Here is a 17,400-nt window from a genome sequence, read left to right as displayed (position 1 = left end):
CGCGCCCGGCGGTCCCGCCGCTCGGGCTCCGGACCCGCCGAGACTTCCAGGACCAACCGCACCCAGGTCTGTCATGCGATTTCTGCCGCTGCTGCTCGCCGGCCTCCTGCTCCTCGCTCCCGCCGGGCCGGCCTCGGCCCAGCTGTCCGGCGCCCCGGCGGCCACGGGGGCGGCCACGGGGGCGGCCACGGGGGCGGCCCCGGGGGCAGGCTCGGCGACGGCAAGCGGCGGTGGCCAGGCCTCCGACGGCGGAGCGGCCGCGGACCAGGGCGGCCAGTCGCCGGCCGAACTCGCCGACCGGCAGCTCAGGACACTGATCGACACGCTGCAGGACCCCCAGGCGCGCCAGCAGCTGATCGACAACCTGCAGGCCCTGCTGAAGGCCAACCAGCAGCAGGCCGAGGCCGCCAAGCAGGACCACAGGACCTTCGGTGCCGAGGCGCTGGAGGCGGTGGTCGGCGGCATGAGCAGTCTGTCGGCGCAGCTGGTCGACGCCGCGCGCACCCTGGGTCAGCTGCCCGCCGAGCTGGCCGCCGGCGTCCGGTCGCTCGAGCGGCCGGAAGCGCAGCGGCGCTTCCTGGAGGTCTCGGTCACGCTGCTGGCGATCGCCATCGGCGGCCTGCTGGTCGAGTTCCTGGTCGGGCGCCTGCTCGCGGCGCCGCGCCGGACCCTCGACGACAGGCCGGCCGAAAGCTGGGCCCTGCGGCTGCTCTACCTGGTGCTGCGGCTGCTGCTCGACCTGGTGCCGATCCTCGCCTTCGCGGCGACGACCTACGGCATCCTGACGCTGGCCGACACGACGCGCTCGACCGACGTCGTGGCGCTGGCCTTCATCAACGCCAACGTGATGGACCGGGCGGTGCGGCTGATCGGCCGGGTCCTGCTGGTGCCGCAGAACCGCAACCAGCGCCTGCTGCCGATCGAGGACGAGACGGCGCACTATCTCTACGTCTGGCTGCGGCGGCTCTCGTTCGTCGGCATCTACGGCTTCATGGCGACCCAGATGGCGCTGACCCTGGGCCTCGAGCCCTCGGCCCAGGGGCTGCTGGTCAACCTGCTGGCCCTGCTGATGGCCGCCATGCTGATCATGTTCGTGCTGCAGCAGCGCAAGGAGGTCGCCCACTGGCTGCGCGGCCAGCATCCGCGCCGCGGCGCCCTGGCCAACCTGCGCGCCCGCCTGTCCGAGATCTGGCACGTGCTGGCGATCATCTACATCGCCGGCTGCTGGTTCATCTTCGTACTGAACATCCAGGGCGGCTTCTCCTTCCTGGCCCGGGCGACGATCCTGACCCTGCTGATCGTCGCCGGCGCGCGCGTCGCCATGCAGCTGCTCGGCGAGGCCGTCGAGCGCGGCTTCCGGCTCGACGAGGAGACCCGGCAGCGCTTCCCGCTGCTGCAGGAGCGGGCCAACCGCTACCTGCCGGTGCTGCGCGCCATCCTGTTCGGCGGCATCGGCCTGCTGGCGCTGCTGCTGCTGCTCGAGGTCTGGGGCGCCTCGCCCTTCGCCTGGCTGGTCAGCGATCCCGGCCGGGCCTTCGTCGGCCAGGTCGTCAAGATCGTCCTGGTCGTCGCCGGCAGCTTCGTCGTCTGGGAGCTGACCTCCTCGCTGATCGAATCCTACCTGCGCGGCCAGCCGGGCGGGCGCAGCGCGCGCACCACGACGCTGCTCGGGCTGTTCCAGAACGCGCTGAGGATCGTGCTCGCCGTGCTGGTCGTGCTGGTCGTGCTCTCCGAGGTCGGGCTCGACATCGCGCCGCTGCTGGCCGGCGCCGGCGTCGTCGGGCTGGCCATCGGCTTCGGCGCCCAGACCCTGGTCAAGGACGTCATCACCGGCATCTTCATGCTGATGGAGAACACCATCGCGGTCGGCGACGTGGTGGAGATCGGCGGGCATTCGGGGGTCGTCGAGCAGATCTCGATCCGAACTGCGCACCTGCGCGACCTCGAGGGCCGGGTCCACGTCATCCCGTTCAGCGACGTCACCACCGTGACCAACTACGGCCGCGGCTTCGCCTACGCCCTGATCGACATGGGCGTCGCCTACCGCGAGGACGTCGACGAGGTGATCGCCGTGCTCAAGGAGGTCGCTGCCGAGCTGCGCCAGGACGAGGAGTTCAAGGGCGTCATCGTCGACGACCTGGAGGTGCTCGGCCTCGACTCCTTCGGCGATTCGGCGATCGTCGTGCGCGTCCGCCTGAAGACCACGCCGCTGATGCAGTGGTCGGTCAAGCGCGCCTACAACAAGCGCATCAAGAAGGCCTTCGACGAGAAGGGCATCGAGATCCCCTTCCCGCACCAGACCATCTACTTCGGCGTCGACAAGGACGGTTCGGCGCCGCCGCTCCACCTGGTGCGCGAGGCCGCGCCGCTGGCGCCCGAGGCTGTCGACGACGAGGAGGGCGAGGCCGACGGCGAGGACCTGTCCGACCGCCCGAAGCGGCGCTCACGCGCCCGCCGGCGCACCCAGGACCTGCCCGACCCCGAGACGGACGACTAGGCGCGGATCTGCCGAGCGCTCCGAGGCGACCGGGCGCCCTTGACCTCTTTCGGCCCTTGTTGTACCAATCGGTCAAATATTATCCATTCGGTACAGACGCACAGGAGTCCGCCATGTCGAGCCGTCCGCCGCTGCCGCCCTATTCGCCCGAGACCGCCGCCCAGAAGACGCGCCTGGCGGAGGATGCCTGGAACTCGCGCGACCCGGAGCGCGTCTCGCTCGCCTACAGCGAGGACAGCCGCTGGCGGAACCGCGCCGAGTTCTTCTCGGGCCGGCCGGCGATCGTCGCCTTCCTGACCCGCAAGTGGGCGCGCGAGCTGGACTACCGCCTGATCAAGGAGCTCTGGGCGCAGCACGACGACCGCATCGCCGTGCGCTTCGTCTACGAGTGGCACGACGACTCCGGCCAGTGGTTCCGCAGCCACGGCAACGAGCTGTGGGAATTCGACGCGGCCGGCCTGATGCGCCGGCGCGAGGCCAGCATCAACGACCGGCCGCTGGCCGAAGCCGAGCGGCTGTTCCACTGGCCGCTCGGGCCCCGGCCGGCCGGCCATCCGGGCCTGACGGAGCTCGGTCTCTAGGGTATGGCGCGCACGGTCGCCGAGCGCTCCGACACCCTGCCGGCGCTCGCCGAGGTGTTCCGAGAGCACGGCTACGAGGGCGCCAGCCTGACGCTGATCGGCGAGGCGACCGGGCTCGGCAAGGGCAGCCTCTATCACTTCTTCCCGGGCGGGAAGCAGGAGATGGCCGCGGCCGTGCTGGCCGAGATCGACGGCTGGTTCGAGCGCGAGATCTTCGCGCCGCTGCGCAGTGCCCAGCCGCCGGCGGCCGGCATCGCGGCGATGTTCGACGGCGTCGAGGCCTATTTCCGCTCGGGCCGGCGCGTCTGCCTGGTCGGCGCCTTCGCCCTCGGCGACGCGCGCGACCGCTTCGCGGAGCCGGTGCGCGGCTACTTCTCGCGCTGGATCAAGGCGCTGGCCACCGCCCTGACGCGCGAGGGCCATGAGGTCGCGGAGGCGCGGCGCCTCGCCGAGGGCGCGGTCGCCGGCATCCAGGGCGCCATCGTGCTGGCGCGCGCGCTCGACGATCCGCGCGTCTTCGCCCGGTGCCTCGACGCGCTGCGCGACGCGCTCGGCGGCCCGGGCGGCGGCCCGGGCGGCGGCGGCTCCGAAGGCCGCCGGCCGCCGGCCTGACGCCACCCGGGCGGCTCCCGGGCATCGGGGCCGCTCTGCACGCTTGGCACCGGCAGCGGCAGCGGCTATGGCTTGCCGGCCTTCCGAATCCTGGACTGGGAGCCCCGATGTCCTGGGCCCTGCTGCTGGCCTTGCTGAGCCTCGCGATCTGGTGTGTGCTGCTGACCGCGCGCGGCGGCTTCTGGCGCCTTTCCGAGCGTCTCGGCCGCGCGGTCGAACCGGCCGCCTGGCCGGCCGTCGTGGCGGTCGTGCCGGCGCGCAACGAGGCCGAGGTGGTCGGCGAGGCGGTGGCGACCCTGCTGGCCCAGGACTACCCCGGTCCGTTCCGGGTGATCCTGGTCGACGACCACAGCGACGACGGCACCGCCGAGGCGGCGCTGGCGGCCGCAGACGGTGACGAGCGCCTGACCGTGGTGCCCGCGGCCGCCCTGCCGCCGGGCTGGACCGGCAAGCTCTGGGCCCAGCACCAGGGCCTGCTGGCGGCACGCGAGGCGGCGCCCGAGGCGGCCTGGCTCTGGCTCACCGATGCCGACATCGCCCACCCGCCCGGCCTGCTGCGCCGCCTGGTCGCCAAGGGCGAGGCCGAGGACCGCGACCTGGTCTCGCTGATGGTCCGCCTGCGCTGCCGGACCTTCTGGGAGCGGCTGCTGGTGCCGCCCTTCGTCTACTTCTTCGCCAAGCTCTTCCCCTTCGCCTGGATCGCCGACGACAGCTTCGGGACCTCCGGCGCGGCCGGCGGCTGCATGCTGGTGCGGCGCCTCGCGCTGGAGAACGCCGGTGGCCTGGCGCCGATCCGCGCCGCGCTGATCGACGACTGCAGCCTCGCGCGCCGCCTGCGCCGCTACGGCCGGCCCGGCGGCCGGGGGCGCCTGTGGCTCGGCCACGGGCCCGAATCGGTCAGCCTGCGCGGCTACGACGACCTCGGCGGGATCTGGCGCATGGTCCGGCGCAGCGCCTACGAGCAGCTGCGCCGCTCGCCCCTGATCCTGGCCGGCACGGTCGTCGGCATGGTGCTGACCTATCTGGTGCCGCCGCTGCTGGTGCTGACCGCCGGCTGGCACGGCGACGGCCCGGCCGCGGCGCTCGGCGCCCTGGTCTGGGCGGCCATGGCCGCCTCGCTGCTGCCCGCGCTCCGGCTCTACGGCCTGCCCTGGCTCTGGGCCCCGGTGCTGCCGCTGGCGGCGCTGCTCTACACCGCCATGACCGTCGATTCCGGCCTGGTCCACCGGCAGGGCCGAGGCGGCACCTGGAAGGGCCGCCACCAGGCCGCCGCGGCCGAGACCCGGCACGACGCGGGCGGCGGGCTCGAGACGCCCTCGGGCAAGGGCGCCGGCGACGAGAACTTCCCGGTCGGCTCGCTGCTGATCGAGAAGGCGCTGCGGCCGACGGTCATGGCCTACTACGCCGTTGCCCGGGCGACCGACGACATCGCCGACAACCCCGGGCTCGCGCCCCTGGACAAGATCGCCCGCCTGGAGCGTTTCCAGGCCGCGCTGGAGGGCCGGCTCGACGGCGCCGAGGTCGCGACCGCGGTGCGCGCGCGCGCGGCGCTGCAGGCCGCCGGAGTGCCGGTCGAGCACGCCCGGCGGCTCTGCGAGGCCTTCAAGCGCGACGCGGTCAAGCTGCGCTACGACGACTGGGACGACCTGATGGGCTACTGCGCCGACTCGGCCAACCCCGTCGGCCGCTTCCTGCTCGACCTGCACAGGGAGGACCGGTCCGACTTTCCGGCCTCGGACGCCCTCTGCAGCGCGCTGCAGGTGATCAACCACCTGCAGGACTGCCAGAAGGACTACCGGGCGCTCGACCGGGTCTACCTGCCCGGCGACTGGATGGCCGGCGAGGCGGTGACCGTCGAGGATCTCGACGCGCCCCGCGCCGGGCCCGGCCTGCGCCGGGTGCTCGACCGCTGCCTGGCCGGCGTCGACGAACTGCTGGTCGAGGCCCGGCCGCTGCCCTGGCGCCTGCGCTCCACGCGCCTCGCCCTGGAATCGGCGGCGATCCTCGGGCTCGCCGAGGTGCTGACCCGCGAGCTCAAGGCGCGCGATCCGCTGGCCGAGCGGGTCGAGCTGTCGAAGCCGGCGATGCTCTGGCACGGCGGCGGGGCGGCGCTGGCCTGCCTGATCGGCCGCACGCTCGGCCGGCGGCCGGCGGGCACGGAGCGCACGGCATGACCGAGGCCGCGACCATGAGCGCCGAGGCGGCCGCCGCCTACGCCGAGGCGATGGTCCGCCGGTCCGGCACCTCCTTCTTCTGGGGCATGCGGGCGCTGCCGGAGGAGCGGCGGCGCGCGATGTACGCCGTCTACGCCTTCTGCCGGGTCGTCGACGACATCGCCGACGAGCCGGGCGATCCGGCGGTCCAGCAGGCCCGCCTCGACGAGTGGCGCAGGGAGCTCGACCGGCTCTATGCCGGCGGTGCGCCGCGCGATCCCATCGCCCGCGCGCTGCAGCCGGCGATCCGCCGCTACGACCTGCCCAAGGCCGAGTTCGAGGCGCTCATCGCCGGCATGGAGATGGACCTGCACAAGCAGAACGTCGCGCCGACGATGGCCGAGCTGCTGCTCTACTGCCGGCGCGTCGCCGGCGCGGTCGGCCTGCTGTCGATCCGCTGCTTCGGCGCCCTCGACTCCGGCCGGGGCGCGCGCGAGGCCGAGCAGCTGGCGATCGTGCTCGGCGAGGCGCTGCAGCTGACCAACATCCTGCGCGACCTCGGCGAGGATGCGGCCGACGGCCGGCTCTACCTGCCGGCCGAGCTGCTGCAGCGCCACGGCATCGCCTCGCGCGATCCCGAGGCGGTGCTCGACGATCCCCGGCTGCCGGCGGTCTGCGGCGACCTCGCGGCGCTGGCGCAGGGGCGCTACGCCGAGGCGCGGAAGCTGATCGACCGCTGCGACCGCAGCCGCCTGAAGCCCGCGATCCTGATGATGGCCAGCTACGAGCCGCTGCTGCACCGCATGCAGGCCGAGGGCTGGCGCGAGCCGCGCCGCCGGATCTCGCTGCCGAAATGGCGCAAGCTGCTGCTGCTGCGCCACCTGGTCTTCTGATGGCCCCGGGCGGCGCGGCGGGGACGGTCCACGTCGTCGGCGCCGGGCTGGCCGGGCTGGCGGCTGCCCTGGCGCTGAGCCGGGCCGGGCGCCGCGTCGTCGTGCACGAGGCCGCCGGCCAGGCCGGCGGGCGCTGCCGCTCCTACTTCGACAGGGCGCTGGGCTGCCGCATCGACAACGGCAACCACCTGCTGATGGCGGCCAACCATGCCGCCCTCGGCTACCTCGAGGAGGTCGGCGCCGGCGGCAGCCTGACCGGGCCCGAGGTGCCGCTCTTCCCCTTCCTCGACCTCGCCAGCGGCGAGCGCTGGACGCTGCGACCGAACGCCGGCCGCCTGGGCTGGTGGATCCTGGTCCCGGGACGCCGGGTGCCCGGCAGCCGGCCGCTCGACTACCTCAAGGCGCTCGGCCTGCTGCGCGCAGGGCCCGAGGCGACGGTCATGGCGGTGCTCGGGCCCGGGCCGCTGATGGAGCGCCTCTGGCGGCCGCTGGTCGTCGCCGCGCTGAACGCCCAGCCGGAGATCGCGGCCGCCAGCCTGCTGCTGCCGGTGCTGCTCGAGACCTTCGGTCGCGGCGGCCGCTGGTGCCGGCCGCTGATCGCCCGCGAGGGGCTCGGCGAGTCCTTCGTCGAGCCGGCGCTGGCGACCTTGCGGCAGCGCGGCGTCGCGGTCGGCTTCGGCCGGCGCCTGCGGGCGATCGAGCGCCAGGGCGGCCGGGTCGCCGGCCTGGACTTTCCCGAGGGGCCGGTCCCGCTCGGTCCCGGCGACAGCCTGGTGCTCGCGGTGCCGGCGCCGGTCGCCGAGAGCCTGCTGCCCGGCCTGGCGGTGCCGCAGGGCAGCTCGGCGATCGTCAATGCCCACTTCCGGCTCGACGGGCCGGCGCAGCTGCCCGGCGGGGCGCCGCTGACCGGCCTGATCGGCGGCACGGCCGACTGGGTCTTCCTGCGCCGGACTGCCGAGGGCGCCACGGTCGCCAGCGTCACCGTCAGCGCCGCCGACGCCCTGGCCGAGCAGCCGGCCGAGGCGCTGCTGCCGCGGCTCTGGCGCGACACCGCGGCGGCGCTCGGCCTCGGCGATGCCCCGGCGCCGGCCGGCCGCATCGTCAAGGAGAAGCGCGCGACCTTCCTGCAGACGCCGGCCGAGGTCGCGAAGCGGCCCGGCTGCCGGACGGCCTGGGACAACCTGCGGCTGGCCGGCGACTGGACCGACACCGGCCTGCCGGCAACCATCGAGGGCGCGATCCGCTCCGGACGTGCAGCCGCTGCAACCCTGCTTCCGGCACCTTGACAAGCGCGTGAGACGGGGCCTAATGCCCTGGAATCCCGCCCGAAGGCTCTTTCCTTACAAGCGCCGACCCGCTATTACGCAGTTGCAACATGCTGGACCGCGCGCCCCTCTTCGACCGCCTGGACACGCTGATCACCGACGCCTCCCAGGCGCTCGGCGCGATGCAGCGCGAGGACGGCCACTGGGTCTTCGAATTCGAGGCCGACGTCACGATTCCGGCCGAGTACGTGCTGATGCAGCACTACCTCGACGAGATCGACGAGGACGAGCAGCGCCGGATCGGCAACTATCTCAGGGCCAACCAGGGCGACGACGGCGGCTGGCCGCTGTTCCCAGGCCACTACGCCGACATCTCGGCGACGGTGAAGGCCTACTACGCCCTGAAGCTGATCGGCGACGATCCGGCCGAGCCGCACATGCGCCGGGCCCGCGCCCTGATCCTGTCGCGCGGCGGCGCGGCCGCCGCCAACGTCTTCACCCGGATCGCCCTGGCGCTGTTCGAGCAGGTGCCCTGGCGTGCCGTGCCGGTGATGCCGATCGAGATCATGCTGCTGCCGGAGTGGTCGCCCTTCACCATGTCGAAGGTCAGCTACTGGTCGCGCACCGTCATCGCGCCGCTGCTGATCCTCTATGCCCTGAAGCCGAAGGCGCGCAATCCGCGCGGCGTCGACATCCGCGAGCTGTTCACGACGCCGCCGGAGCAGGAACGGCACTACATCCACAACGCCACCGGCAAGCTGCTCGGCGGGGCCTTCGTCGCCGCCGACCACCTGCTGCGCGCGACCGAGCCGCTGGTGCCCAAGAACCTGCGCCAGAAGGCGATCGACAGGGCCGTCGACTTCATCACGCCGCGGCTCAACGGCGAGGACGGCCTGGGCGGCATCTTCCCGGCGATGGCCAACGCCGTGATGGCCTTCGACGCGCTGGGCTACCCGAAGGACCATCCGGACCTGGCGATCGCCAAGCGGTCGGTGAAGAAGCTGCTGCTGACCCGCGGCGAGGACCAGCTCTACTGCCAGCCCTGCCTGTCGCCGATCTGGGACACCTGCCTCGCCGCCCACGCCATGCTGGAGGCCGGCGCCGACCCCGAAGGCGCGACCATGACCAAGGCCTTCGACTGGCTGCTGGAGCGCGAGATCAAGGACGTCGAGGGCGACTGGACCTGGCAGCGGCCGGGACTCGCCCCGGGCGGCTGGGCGTTCCAGTACCGCAACGACTACTATCCCGACGTCGACGACACCGCGGTCGTGGTCATGGCCATGCACCGCGCCGACCCGGAGCGCTACGGCGAGGCGATCGAGCGCGCCGAGCGCTGGATCCTCGGCATGCAGTCGAAGAACGGCGGCTGGGGCGCCTTCGACGCCGAGAACGACAAGACCTACCTGAACCACATCCCCTTCGCCGACCACGGCGCGCTGCTCGACGCGCCGACCGTCGACGTGACGGCGCGCTGCCTGTCGATGCTGGCGCAGCTCGGCTACGGCCGCGACCATCCGGTGGTCGCGCGCGGCGTCGCGTTCCTGAAGTCCGAGCAGGAGCCGGACGGCTCCTTCTACGGCCGCTGGGGCGTCAACTACATCTACGGTACCTGGTCGGCGCTCTCGGCCTTCAACGCCGTCGGCGAGGACCCACAGGCGCCGCACGTGCGCCGCGCCGTCGAGTTCCTGAAGGCGGTGCAGCGGCCCGACGGCGGCTGGGGCGAGACCTGCGCGACCTACTGGGAGAACCGCAAGGGCGAGATGGCCGACTCGACGCCCTCGCAGACTGCCTGGGCGCTGCTCGGCCTGATGGCCGCCGGCGAGGTCGAGAGCGAGGCCGTCGCGAAGGGCGTCGCCTTCCTGGAGCGCACGCCGCGCGACGGCGCGCGCTGGGACGAGGAGCTCTGGACCGGCATCGGCTTCCCGCGGGTCTTCTATCTGAAGTACCACGGCTACGCCGCCTACTTCCCGCTCTGGGCCGTCGCCCGCTACCGCAACCTGCTGCAGGGCAACTCGCGGCGCGTCAGCCACGGGATGTAGCCGGTGGCCGGCGCCCGGCCGGTCGGCGTCCTGGTCGGCCTGGCGTCCGAGGCCCGGCTGCTCCGGCGCGCCGCCCGAGGCCTGACGCCGGCTCCCCTGATCGAAGTGAGCGCCGCCGATCCGGCGCGTGCCGAAGCCGCCGCCGCCCGCCTGGTGGCCGCCGGTGCGGCCGGCCTGGTCAGCTTCGGCCTCGCCGCCGGACTCGATCCGGCCCTGCCGCCGGGCAGCCTGCTGCTGCCGTCCGAAGTCGTCGATCCCGAGGGGCGGCGCTGGCCGGCGGACGCCGCCTGGCGCGGCCGGCTCGGCCTGGAGGCCGGCGCGGCGCCCCTGGCGGGCTGCGATCTCCTGCTCAAGACGGCGGCTGACAAGGCGGCCCTGGCCGCCGCCAGCGGCGCGGCCTCGGCCGACATGGAGAGCCATCTGCTGGCGCGCGCCGCGGCGGGGGCCGGCCTGCCGTTCCTGGTGCTGCGGGCGGTTGCCGATCCGGCCGGTCTCGCCCTGCCGCCGGCGGCCTGGAATGTGCTCGACGCCGAGGGCCGCAGCCGCGGCCTGCTGGTCACCGGCCGTCTGCTGCGCGCGCCGGGCCAGCTGCCGGCGCTGCTGGCCCTGGCCCGTGCCGCCGGCCGCGCCGAGCGGGCGCTAGGCGGCGCGCTCGCCGTCGCCGCTCGCCGCCTTCTGGTCCTTGGTTGAGTGGATCTCCTGGACGGCCTGGGTGACCAGGCCGTCGAAGACGTACTCGGCCTTGCGCTGGCCCTCGAGCGGGATGTCCGCGGCGAAGCGGCCGGTCGTCCTGACGCCGCGCAGCTCGACCCAGAGCGCCTTCAGCGGGTTGCCGACGGTGTCGTTGACGGCGGTCGGCTCGTAGCCGCAGTGGACCATGCAGTCGGCGCACTTCTCGTAGTTGCCGGTCCCGTAGGACTCCCACTCGGTCTCTTCCATCAGCGCCTTGAAGGTCGGCGCGTAGCCCTCGTTCAGCAGGTAGCAGGGCCGCTGCCAGCCAAAGACGTTGCGCGTCGGGTTGCCCCAGGGCGTGCACTTGTACTGCTGGTTGCCGGCCAGGAAGTCGAGGAACAGCGTCGACTGGCTGAAGCGCCACTTCTTGCCCTTGCCGCGGGCGAAGACGTCGCGGAACAGCTGCTTCGACTTGCGCCGGGTCAGGAAGTGCTCCTGGTCGGGCGCGCGCTCGTAGGCATAGCCCGGCGAGACGGTGATGCCCTCGACGTCGAGCTCGCTCGAGACGTAGTCGAAGAACTCGGCGACCCGGTCGGGATCGAGGCCGTCGAACAGCGTCGCGTTGACGTTGACCCGGAAGCCCTTGGAGCGCGCCAGCTTGATCGCCTTGACCGCGCGGTCGAACACGCCCTTCTGGTTGACCGCCTTGTCGTGCTCGTCCTTCAGGCCGTCGAGGTGCACCGAGAAGGTCAGGTAGGGCGAGGGCGTGAAGAGGTGCAGCTTCTTCTCGAGCAGCAGCGCGTTGGTGCAGAGGTAGATGAACTTCTTGCGCTTCACCAGCTCGACGACGATCTCGCCGATCTCCTTGTGCAGCAGCGGCTCGCCGCCGGGGATCGAGACGATCGGCGCGCCGCATTCCTCGACCGCCTCGACGCAGTCGGCGACCGACAGGCGCCGGTTCAGGATGGCGTCCGGATAGTCGATCTTGCCGCAGCCCGGGCAGGCTAGGTTGCAGCGGAACAGCGGCTCGAGCATCAGCACCAGCGGGTAGCGCTTGGTCCGGGTCAGGCGCTGCTTGACGATGTAGGCACCGACCCGAAGCTGCTGGCGAAGCGGTACAGGCACTTGTCATTCCTTCCCGGGCAAGGGATAAGCCCTAGTCTTGTCAGGGATATTTCAATCGGGACGCGCAGATGCTCTACATTGCACTGCACAACATCAAGTCTCAAGTCCCCGCGACTGACAGTTACCTGCGCTCTGTGCCGTAGAGCGTCAAGGTTCCCCGTGGCCGCCGGGCGCCGGCCCGCGGCTCAGCCCAGGTAGCCCCGCTCGCGGAACCAGGCGACGGCGTCGCGGATCGCCTCGGCGCCCGGCCGGTGGCGGTAGCCGAGGGCGTCCTCCGCCTTGGCCGAGGAGAACCACATCTTCTTGCGGGCCATGCGCAGGCCGTCGACCGTCGCGAAGGGCTCGCGGCCGCTGCGCTTCGCCCAGCCCTCGGCGAGGTAGGCGAAGGGCAGGATCAGGGCGTGCGGCAGGCGCGCGCGGGGCGGCGCCTTGCCGCCTTCGCGCGCCGCCAGGCCGACGATGTCGAACAGCGTCATGTTGTCGCCGCCCAGCAGGTAGCGCTCCCCGGGCGTGCCCCGCGCGTAGGCCAGCAGGTGGCCGGCCGCGACGTCGTCGACGTGGACGACGTTCAGGCCGGTGTCGACGACCGCTGGCATGCGCCCGCGCGCCGCCTCGACGACCAGCCGGCCGGTCGGCGTCGGCTTGAGGTCGCGCGGGCCGATCGGCGTCGAGGGATTGACGATGACGCAGGGCAGGCCCTGCTCCGCGACCATGCGACGCACCGCCGCCTCGGCCAGGAACTTCGAGCGCTTGTAGGCGCCGATCATGTCGGCGAGCGACGAGGGCGTCGTCTCGTCGGCCGAGCCGCCGTCGCCGCGCAGGCCGAGCACCGCGACGCTGGAGGTGTAGACGATCCGGCCGACCCCGGCCTCGCCGGCGGCGGTCATCAGGTTGACCGTGCCCTCGACGTTGGCGGCCAGCATCGCCTCGGGATCGGGAATCCACAGGCGGTAGTCCGCCGCCACGTGGAACAGGCTGTCGCAGCCGGCGACCGCGCGGTCCAGGGAGGCGCGGTCGGTCAGGTCGCCGGTCACCCGCTCGACCGGAAGGCCCTCGAGGTTGCGCGGGTCGCTGGTCGAGCGTGTCATGACGCGCACCGCCGCGCCCTCGGCCAGCAGGTGCCGGGCGACGGCGGCGCCGACGAAGCCGCTGGCGCCGGTGACGAGGACGGTCATCGCTGCGCCTCTCCTGCGCTGCCGCCGGGGCCGGGGTGCAGCCAGGCCAGCAGGGCCGGCAGCACGACCAGCGTCGAGAACAATAGCGCGATGATCGAGACGGTCAGCAGCTGGCCCATCGAGGTCATGCCGCGGTGCCCGGACAGGGCCAGGCTGCCGAAGGAGGCGAGGGTGGTCAGGGCGCTGAACAGCACGGCGCGCGGCGTCGAGCTCTCCATCACGGCGTGGCCGGCGCCCTGCTCGCGCCGGCGCAGCACCAGGTGGATGCCGGCCGAGACGCCGAGGCCGAGCAGCAGCGGCAGCACGATCACGTTGGCGAAGTTGAAGGACAGGCCGAACAGCACGGAGGCCGCGGCGGTCAGCAGGGCCGCGAGCAGCAGGGGCGCCAGCACCAGCAGCGTGTCGTCGAGCCGGCGCAGCACGATCAGCAGGATCGCGACGATCGAGACCAGCGCGATCAGCGAGGCCTCGATGAAGGCCGCGACGACGGTGCGGCTGGCCTGGGTCACGATGATCGGCGTGCCGGTCGCGTCGGGCGCCACCGCCTGCACCGCGTCGGCGAAGTGCGCCAGGTCCGCGTTGTCGAGGATCTGGTGCGCCGAATAGGCCTGGATGCGGGCCCGGCCGTCGGCGCTGATCCACTGGCTGCGCAGCGACTCCGGGATGTCGTCGAGACCGACCTTCTTGGCCTCCAGCGCGGTGTTCAGCTGGTCGATCAGCGGCTTGAAGCCGGCGAAGACGCGGGTCTCGTACTCGGTCAGGGCCTGCGGGCCCGTCAGCTTCGCCAGCGCGGCCCGGAGCCGGCCGGCGGCCTTCGCCAGGGCGTCGTCGCCGGCCCCGGCCGCCGTGGCCAGGCTCGCCGACAGCTTGGCGACCGCCGCGGCGCGCTCCCGGTCGCCCGGCGGTGCCTCGGGGAAGCTCAGGAACACCGGGCTGAGGTAGCTGGCCATGGCGTCGACGATGTCCAGCTTGGCGTCCTGGTCCTCGGGCACGAAGCTCTGCAGGGTCAGCACGCGGCCGACCTCGGGCAGCTGCTCCAGGCGTGCGGCCTCGGCGACCGCCGCCTTCAGGTCGGGGCGCAGCAGCTCCAGGGTGTAGACCGAGTTGTTCGGCTCGGCCGCCAGCTCGCGGAAGGTCGCGACCGACTCGGCCTTCGGGTCCTTCAGGTTGATCGGGTTGAAGTCGAAGCTCAGCGACGGCAGCAGCGCGGCGCAGCCCAGGCCGAGCAGCAGCGAGGCGATGCAGATCTCCTTCCGGCGGCGGCGCACCAGGCCGTTGGTCGCGTCGCCGAAGCGGCGCAGGCGCGGCAGGCGGGCGCGCGGCTTGAGCAGGGCCAGGGTCGCCGGCAGCACGGTGAAGCTGGCGATCAGCGCGCAGCCCATGCCGGCGCCCGAGATCAGGCCGAGCTGGGCCAGGCCCAGGTAGTCGGTCGGCAGGAAGGACAGGAAGCCCGCCGCGGCCGAGACCGCGCTCAGGGTCAGGGCCCCGGCGATCGCGCCGCCGGTCGCGGCCAGCGCGCTGCCGCGGTCGGGCGCCTGCTCGGACTCCTCCAGGAAGCGCAGCGAGAAGTGGATGCCGAAGTCGATGCCGAGGCCGATGAACAGCACGGCGAAGGCGACCGACAGCAGGTTGAGGTAGCCGACCAGCAGCAGGGCGCAGCCGGCGGTCCAGATCAGCCCGATCAGCAGGGCCAGGGTCGCCGCGCCGACCACCTTGGGCGAGCGCAGGCCCAGGAACAGCAGCAGCGTGACGCCGACGAACGACAGGATGCCGGCGGTCTTGCCGCCGAGCGCGACGCTGTCGAGCTCCTCCTGGTCCAGGGCCGGGCTGCCGGTCAGTCGCAGCCGCGTGATCTCGCCCTCGGCGGCCAGCGCCTTGCCCTGCTGGCGCAGGAAGGCGATCGCCGGCGCCGCCGGCTTCAGGCCGCCGAAGTCGCGCACCGGCTGGGCCAGCACGAACTGCCGCTTGTCGCCGCCGAGCGTGTCCTCGGAGCCCTCCGCCGACTGGCCCGAGACCAGGCTGCGCCAGGACAGCCGCTTCGGCTGCCCGGCGGCCTGCGCCTCGGCGACCTCGGCCAGCCGGTCGAGCACCGGGGCCAGCTCGGGCCCGCCCGCCTCGTCCCGGTGGGTCAGCGCCTGGTCCAGGACGTCGGCCAGGCCGCGCAGGCTGGGATCGGCGGCCAGCGAGCCGAGCAGGGGGGCGGCGCCGGCCAGACGGTCGGCCAGCGACTGCAGCTCGCTCTCGGAGAGGAACAGCAGGCCGTTCTGCCGCAGGTAGGGCAGGCCGGCCGGCCAGAAGACCTGGGAGAACAGCTCGGGGTGCTGGCGCATCCGCCCGACCAGGGTGCTGGCGGCGGCGTCGGCCTGCTCGGGCGTCGGCGCGTCGATCACCGCGACCAGCAGGCCGCGCAGCTGCGGGAAGGCCTTGTCGAAGGCGATGTCGTGCTGCCGGAAGGGCACCTCGGCCGAGATCATGTCGTCGGTCGAGGTGTCGATGCCCAGGAAGCCGATCACGCCCCAGAGCGTCGCCCCGGTCAGCAGCAGCCCGGCCAGCAGCACGACCAGGGGGCGGCGGGCCGAGAAGGCGACGCAGGCGTATCCGACGCGGGCCAGGCCTGTCCTTGCTGTCGGGGTCACGGGTGTTTCTCTTGCTTTCGGCGCAGGCGGGGACACATAAGGCGCGCGTTCGGCTGCCGGGGTCTTCTCTCGGGAACCCTTGGCTGCGGGCCCCTGTTCTGACAAAGAGCGCAGGCCGAGTCACCTGGGAAACGCCGCCCCGCGGCACGATGCCAGCACTGTACCGAGGAAACGACATGCTCTTGCCCCGTTGCCGCCGTCTGCTCGCCGTTCTGGCCGCCGCCTTCCTGGCCCTGGCGCCGCTCGCCGCCTCGGCGGCGGAGGCCGCGCCGGCCGAGCAGGTCCAGACGGTCGACGGCGCGCTGCTCGAGGCCATGAAGCAGGCCAAGGAGCTGGGCTTCGAGGGCCGCTACAAGCTGCTCGAGCCGGTGCTCGACAAGGTCTTCGACTTCGCCTACATGGCGCAGATCGCCGTCGGCCGGCACTGGAATCAGCTCGACGACGGCCAGAGGCAGGCGCTGGTCGACGCCTTCGGCAAGATGAGCGTCGCGACCTTCGCCTCGCGCTTCGACGGCTATTCCGGGGAGAAGTTCGAGGTCGGCGATACGCGCGACGGGCCGCGCGGCACCAAGCTGGTGATCAACCGCCTGATCAAGACCAGCGGCGAGGCGGTGCCGATCAACTTCCTGCTGCGCGACGACGACGGCGGCTGGCGGATCATCGACATCCTGCTCGAGGCCAAGTACAGCGAGCTCGCGACCAAGCGCTCGGAATACACCGCCGTGGTCGAGAACCAGGGCTTCGACAAGCTGCTGCAGCTGCTCGGCGACAAGATCGCCGAGCTGCGCGCCAAGGGCTGATCAGCCGCCCGGACCCGGTTCCGGGGCCGCCAGCAGCGCCCTCAGGCCGCTCCGGTAGTCGGGGTAGCGCAGCACGACCCCCAGCTCCGACTTGATGCGGCGGTTCGAGACGCGCTTGTTGTCCTCGTAGAAGCTCGCCGCCATCGGGCTCAGCCCGGCCTCCTCGAAGGGCACGGCCGGCGGCGCCGGCAGGCCGAGCAGAGCGGCCGCGAAGGCGACGACCTCGGCCGGGTCGGCGGCCTCGTCGTCGCAGACGTTGTAGGCGGCGCCGGGGTTCGGCCGGGCCATCGAGGCCTCGAGCACCGTCGCGATGTCCTCGACATGGATCCGGCTGAACACCTGGCCCGGCTTGACGATGCGCCGCGCCCGGCCGCCGGCGACGCTGTCGAGCTGGCTGCGCCCCGGCCCGTAGATGCCGGCCAGGCGGAACAGGTGGACCGGCAGGCCGTGCCGGCGGTGCAGTTCCAGCCAGGCGGCCTCGGCGGCGACCCGGCGCCGGCCGCGCTCGCCGCTCGGCGTCAGGGCGCTCGCCTCGTCGACCCAGCCGCCGGCCCGGTTGCCGTAGACCCCGGTGGTCGAGAGATAGCCGACCCACTGCAGGCCCGGCAGGGCAGCGATCGCCGCGCCGTGGGCCGCCAGCACGGGATCGCCCTCGGCGTCGGGCGGTGCCGAGGCCAGCAGGTGGCTGGTGCCGGCGAGGGCGGCCTCGGGATCCTCGAGGGGCCGGCCGTTCGCGAAGACGAAGGCCTCGATGCCCTCGGCCGCCAGCGCCTCGGCCTTGGCCGGGTCGCGGGTCGTGCCGGCGACCCGCCAGCCGTCGGCGAGCCGGCGCCGCGCCAGGGCGCGGGCGCTGAAGCCGAGGCCGAAGCAGAACAGGCGGGGCGGCGAATCGCTCATCTCCTAGGGATGGCATGCTGTCGCCTTGCGCGCCAGGGGCGGCTGCGCAATCTTC

Annotated in this window: 13 protein-coding genes; 9 read left to right on the top strand and 4 right to left on the bottom strand. The window is 73.1% G+C overall.

The annotated features are described in order from the left end of the window. The first annotated feature begins 73 nt into the window (after nucleotides 1-73). The 8 genes from B9O00_RS02930 (at nucleotide 74) to B9O00_RS02895 (ending at nucleotide 10,730) form a co-directional block, all read left to right on the top strand. Nucleotides 74-2,497, top strand: a complete 2,424-nt coding sequence (locus tag B9O00_RS02930; protein WP_085120912.1) for a mechanosensitive ion channel domain-containing protein — start codon at nucleotides 74-76, stop codon at nucleotides 2,495-2,497. A gap of 113 nt (nucleotides 2,498-2,610) precedes the next feature. Beyond that, nucleotides 2,611-3,078 (top strand): nuclear transport factor 2 family protein, encoded by a 468-nt coding sequence (locus B9O00_RS02925; RefSeq protein WP_085120911.1) that lies wholly within the window; start codon nucleotides 2,611-2,613, stop codon nucleotides 3,076-3,078. A gap of 3 nt (nucleotides 3,079-3,081) precedes the next feature. Next, entirely contained in the window at nucleotides 3,082-3,690 is a 609-nt protein-coding gene (locus B9O00_RS02920) for a TetR/AcrR family transcriptional regulator (RefSeq protein WP_085120910.1), read from the top strand. Nucleotides 3,691-3,797: 107 nt separating this feature from the next. Next, complete coding sequence (gene hpnC / locus B9O00_RS33640) at nucleotides 3,798-5,864, top strand: squalene synthase HpnC (protein ID WP_085120909.1); 2,067 nt, start codon at nucleotides 3,798-3,800, stop codon at nucleotides 5,862-5,864. Further along, nucleotides 5,861-6,736 carry a presqualene diphosphate synthase HpnD gene (gene hpnD, locus B9O00_RS02910; protein WP_089229534.1) on the top strand — a complete coding sequence of 292 codons (876 nt, stop codon included), beginning with the start codon at nucleotides 5,861-5,863 and terminating at the stop codon, nucleotides 6,734-6,736. The genes hpnC and hpnD overlap by 4 nt, the downstream gene beginning before the upstream one ends. After that, entirely contained in the window at nucleotides 6,736-8,022 is a 1,287-nt protein-coding gene (gene hpnE / locus B9O00_RS02905; RefSeq protein WP_085120908.1) for a hydroxysqualene dehydroxylase HpnE, read from the top strand. The genes hpnD and hpnE overlap by 1 nt, the downstream gene beginning before the upstream one ends. A gap of 89 nt (nucleotides 8,023-8,111) precedes the next feature. After that, the gene (gene shc, locus B9O00_RS02900) at nucleotides 8,112-10,040 is read left to right on the top strand and encodes a squalene--hopene cyclase (protein ID WP_085120907.1); all 1,929 of its coding nucleotides are present in this window, start codon (nucleotides 8,112-8,114) and stop codon (nucleotides 10,038-10,040) included. Nucleotides 10,041-10,043: 3 nt separating this feature from the next. After that, on the top strand, nucleotides 10,044-10,730 hold the full coding sequence (locus tag B9O00_RS02895; RefSeq protein WP_085120906.1) for a nucleoside phosphorylase-I family protein: 687 nt from the start codon (nucleotides 10,044-10,046) through the stop codon (nucleotides 10,728-10,730). On the opposite strand, the gene hpnH is transcribed toward B9O00_RS02895, so the two are convergent. The 3 genes from hpnH to B9O00_RS02880 all read right to left on the bottom strand — a co-directional run bounded on the left by hpnH (nucleotide 10,680) and on the right by B9O00_RS02880 (nucleotide 15,648). Continuing rightward, a complete protein-coding gene (gene hpnH, locus B9O00_RS02890; protein ID WP_085120905.1) occupies nucleotides 10,680-11,837 on the bottom strand; it encodes an adenosyl-hopene transferase HpnH in 1,158 nt (385 codons plus the stop codon). The genes B9O00_RS02895 and hpnH overlap by 51 nt on opposite strands. 185 nt (nucleotides 11,838-12,022) lie before the next feature. Beyond that, nucleotides 12,023-13,012, bottom strand: a complete 990-nt coding sequence (gene hpnA / locus B9O00_RS02885) for a hopanoid-associated sugar epimerase (protein WP_085120904.1) — start codon at nucleotides 13,010-13,012, stop codon at nucleotides 12,023-12,025. After that, nucleotides 13,009-15,648, bottom strand: a complete 2,640-nt coding sequence (locus B9O00_RS02880) for an MMPL family transporter (protein WP_159460074.1) — start codon at nucleotides 15,646-15,648, stop codon at nucleotides 13,009-13,011. The genes hpnA and B9O00_RS02880 overlap by 4 nt, the downstream gene beginning before the upstream one ends. Before the next feature lie 176 nt (nucleotides 15,649-15,824). Here B9O00_RS02880 and B9O00_RS02875 point away from each other — a divergent pair, with 176 nt between their 5' ends. Next, complete coding sequence (locus B9O00_RS02875; protein ID WP_159460073.1) at nucleotides 15,825-16,448, top strand: ABC transporter substrate-binding protein; 624 nt, start codon at nucleotides 15,825-15,827, stop codon at nucleotides 16,446-16,448. On the opposite strand, the gene B9O00_RS02870 is transcribed toward B9O00_RS02875, so the two are convergent. Beyond that, entirely contained in the window at nucleotides 16,449-17,345 is an 897-nt protein-coding gene (locus tag B9O00_RS02870; protein WP_085120901.1) for an SDR family oxidoreductase, read from the bottom strand. Nucleotides 17,346-17,400: the final 55 nt, after the last annotated feature.

The sequence above is a fragment of the Tistlia consotensis USBA 355 genome (assembly GCF_900177295.1).
GTDB classification, from domain to species: Bacteria; Pseudomonadota; Alphaproteobacteria; order Kiloniellales; family DSM-21159; genus Tistlia; species Tistlia consotensis.
This window is presented reverse-complemented; position numbering and strand designations above follow the sequence as displayed.

Coding starts and splice junctions, on each gene's coding strand:
- B9O00_RS02925 (WP_085120911.1), top strand. CDS start 2,611: ATGTCGAGCCGTCCGCCGCTGCCGCCCTATTCGCCCGAGACCGCCGCC.
- B9O00_RS02930 (WP_085120912.1), top strand. CDS start 74: ATGCGATTTCTGCCGCTGCTGCTCGCCGGCCTCCTGCTCCTCGCTCCC.
- B9O00_RS02920 (WP_085120910.1), top strand. CDS start 3,082: ATGGCGCGCACGGTCGCCGAGCGCTCCGACACCCTGCCGGCGCTCGCC.
- shc (WP_085120907.1), top strand. CDS start 8,112: ATGCTGGACCGCGCGCCCCTCTTCGACCGCCTGGACACGCTGATCACC.
- B9O00_RS02870 (WP_085120901.1), bottom strand. CDS start 17,345: ATGAGCGATTCGCCGCCCCGCCTGTTCTGCTTCGGCCTCGGCTTCAGC.
- hpnE (WP_085120908.1), top strand. CDS start 6,736: ATGGCCCCGGGCGGCGCGGCGGGGACGGTCCACGTCGTCGGCGCCGGG.
- hpnA (WP_085120904.1), bottom strand. CDS start 13,012: ATGACCGTCCTCGTCACCGGCGCCAGCGGCTTCGTCGGCGCCGCCGTC.
- B9O00_RS02875 (WP_159460073.1), top strand. CDS start 15,825: ATGCTCTTGCCCCGTTGCCGCCGTCTGCTCGCCGTTCTGGCCGCCGCC.
- hpnC (WP_085120909.1), top strand. CDS start 3,798: ATGTCCTGGGCCCTGCTGCTGGCCTTGCTGAGCCTCGCGATCTGGTGT.
- hpnD (WP_089229534.1), top strand. CDS start 5,861: ATGACCGAGGCCGCGACCATGAGCGCCGAGGCGGCCGCCGCCTACGCC.